The sequence below is a fragment of the Candidatus Protofrankia californiensis genome, from assembly GCF_900634765.1.
Lineage (GTDB): Bacteria > Actinomycetota > Actinomycetes > Frankiales > Frankiaceae > Protofrankia > Protofrankia californiensis.
Window position 1 is genome coordinate 1,855 of the sequence record NZ_CAAAFT010000449.1, and the last position, 2,789, is coordinate 4,643.

A 2,789-nucleotide genomic window follows, 5' to 3' on the forward strand; every position below is an offset into this window, starting at 1 on the left:
GCCGCACCGCCACCGGCCGCACCGCCACCGGCCGCACCGCCACCAGAGGCCGCCGGACGGACGGCGCCACCGACAGCCGGCCGGACGGCGCCGTCGGCACGGGCATACCGGCCGTCCGGCCGCGTGTCGCCAGAGATCCACGTATCGCCGAGGACCTGGGTGACGGCCGCACGGGTGTCGCCCCCGGAACGCCCCCGGTCACCGAGCAACACCAGGACGAGGCGCTCGGCGGACGGGCGGGCGTGCGGATCGCGGGCGAGCGTCGAGGCGACCAGCGGACGCAGACCAGCGGGAAGAGCCTCCAGGGTCGGCCGCTCGACGGCCATCCGCTGCGCCACCTCCAGCGGCGCACCACCGCCGAAGGGATGGCGACCGGTCGCGGCATATGCGATCAGCAGACCCCAGGCGAAGACGTCGGCGGACGGGCCGACCGGCACTCCCTCCATCTGCTCGGGCGCCATCCAGCCTGCCGATCCCAGCACCAGGCCGGACCGGGTGCGCCCAACTGCCGCGTCCGCTGCCCTGGCGATACCGAAATCGATGACCCGCGGACCCGAGTAGGACAGCAGGACGTTGCTCGGCTTCAGGTCGCGGTGCACGATCCCGGCGCCGTGGATGGCGGTCAGCGCGGACGCCACCCCGACCGCGACGCCCTGCAACGTCGACAGCGACAGCGGCCCGCGGCTGGTGACGACGTCGTCGAGGCGGACCCCGTCGATGTACTCGGTCACCAGGTAGGGCAGTCGAGCTCCGGGATCGGCGTCCAGGACCTGCGCGGTGCAGAAAGGCGCGACCCGCCGGGCGGCCGCCACCTCGTCGGCGAACCGTGCCCTGAACTCCGGATCGGCGGCCAGATCCGCCCTGATCACCTTCACCGCCACTGGACGGCCGGCGGTGTCCAGGCCCAGGTAGACCACGCCCATACCGCCCGACCCGAGTCGACCCGTGATCCGGTACCGGCCGACCACACCGGGGTCGTCGCGCTGGAGGGGCATGACGGCTCTCGGGTGCTCCCATCCCGGTGCCAGCCTCACGCCCGCGCCCCCGCCTGCCGTGTTTCCTCGATCATCGACCTCCCGATCACCATCCCGGCCACACGTCATAATCACCAACTGGCAGTCATAATCACCAACTGGCACAGGCCGACGGCTTCGACGGTAACTGTCTACAGAGCCGAAGGCAGCGCGATCATATTTCTCTCGCGCTGCCAGGAGGGCCAAGTCCCCAGGTCACGGCCAGGGACTCGAGCCGCTACACATGTTCGCGCGACGCGCCGACGTCAGCGCGCGGGTTGCGACGCATCGCTGTTCGATGCGGCAGGATGAGTGAAAAAGTCTTCCGGTGGCTCCACCCGGCCCCTGCATATCTGGTCCGGCCAAGCCACATGGCAACAGGAGTCGCGTGTGGACGCACTGACCACTACCGGTCCCGACGGCTCGACATCGGCGGATGTCGACACCGACATGTTGATCATTGGTGCTGGCCCGGCCGGGCTCTTCGGTGCCTACTACGCCGGATTCCGTGGGATGTCCGTAACGTTGATGGACTCGCTTCCCGAAGCGGGCGGTCAGGTCACCGCAATGTACCCGGAAAAAATAATCTACGATGTGGCCGGGTTTCCCGCGGTGCGGGGCCGGGATCTCATCGCCGCCCTTGTCGCCCAGGCCGGCGCGTTCTCCCCCAACTACCTGCTCGGCCAGCAGGCAACCGAACTGACCCACGAGGCCGACGCCGTCGTGGTCACCAGCGCGCAGGGGACGCGGGTTCGGGCAAAGGCCGTCGTCATCACCGGTGGGCTCGGGACGTTCACGCCACGCCCGCTCCCCGTCGGAAGTGATCATCTCGGCCGTGGCCTGGTCTACTTCGTCCCGAAGCTGGACGTCTACGCCAACGCGGACGTCGTCATCGTCGGCGGGGGTGACAGCGCCTTCGACTGGGCGCTCGCCCTGGAGCCGCTGGCACGGTCGGTGACCCTGGTCCACCGGCGGGACCGGTTCCGTGCGCACGCGCACACCGTCGAGAAGGTGCTGTCCTCCAGCGTCGAGGTGCTGACGTACACCGAGGTCACGGCCATCCACGGTGACAACCAGGTGGAAAAGGTCGAGCTGGTGAACAACAAGTCCGGCGACCGCCAGGTCCGCCCGGCCCAGGCAATCGTCGCGGCCCTCGGGTTCACCGCCGATCTGGGGCCCCTGACCCGCTGGAACCTGACCATCGACAAGCGCCACATCGTGGTGGACTCGACCATGGCGACCGGGGTCGAGCGGCTCTTCGCCGCCGGCGACATCACCGAATACCCGGGCAAGGTCCGCCTGATCGCGACCGGTTTCGGTGAGGTCGCGACCGCTGTGAACAACGCAGCCCCGATCATCGACCCGTCCGCCAAGGTCTTCCCCGGCCACAGCTCCGACGACGGCGCCGCCGCCTGACGGCCCAAATACCACCACCTGACAATCAACACCTGACAACACCTGACAATTCGACAGTCAACACCTGGCAATCAACACTGGCATCTGACGGCCGGACACCGCTGTCACCGTCGATGCACCATCCGACGAACACCGCCGTTACCCGATGAACACGCCACCGGCGCAGACTGGTGGGCATGCGGGGTCTACTGGTGATCGGGCACGGCTCACGGCGGGACGAGGCGAACGCGACCGTCCGCGAGGTCGCGCGCCTGCTCACCACGCCCGGCCGGGCTACAACCTCCACACCCGGCCAGGTCACAACTCCCACGCCCGACCGGGCAGTGGCTTCCGCGTCCGACACGTCCGACACGTCCGACC

The 2,789-nt window shown here is 69.1% G+C and carries 2 protein-coding genes and 1 pseudogene; 2 read left to right on the forward strand and 1 reads right to left on the reverse strand.

Features of this window, described 5'->3' with window-relative positions; all coding sequences use genetic code 11:
* Window positions 1-995, reverse strand: a 995-nt coding sequence (locus DD1DGNOD_RS23335) for a serine/threonine-protein kinase (RefSeq protein WP_131771035.1), incomplete at its 3' end; no start/stop codon positions are given.
* A gap of 468 nt (window positions 996-1,463) precedes the next feature.
* Between DD1DGNOD_RS23335 and DD1DGNOD_RS23340 the strand changes: the two genes are divergently transcribed.
* On the forward strand, window positions 1,464-2,429 hold the full coding sequence (locus DD1DGNOD_RS23340; RefSeq protein ID WP_131768664.1) for an NAD(P)/FAD-dependent oxidoreductase: 966 nt from the start codon (window positions 1,464-1,466) through the stop codon (window positions 2,427-2,429).
* Between the two features lie 176 nt (window positions 2,430-2,605).
* Window positions 2,606-2,789, forward strand: a pseudogene (locus tag DD1DGNOD_RS30150) (hypothetical protein); the annotation flags it as partial.

Coding starts and splice junctions, on each gene's coding strand:
- DD1DGNOD_RS23340 (WP_131768664.1), top strand. CDS start 1,464: ATGTTGATCATTGGTGCTGGCCCGGCCGGGCTCTTCGGTGCCTACTAC.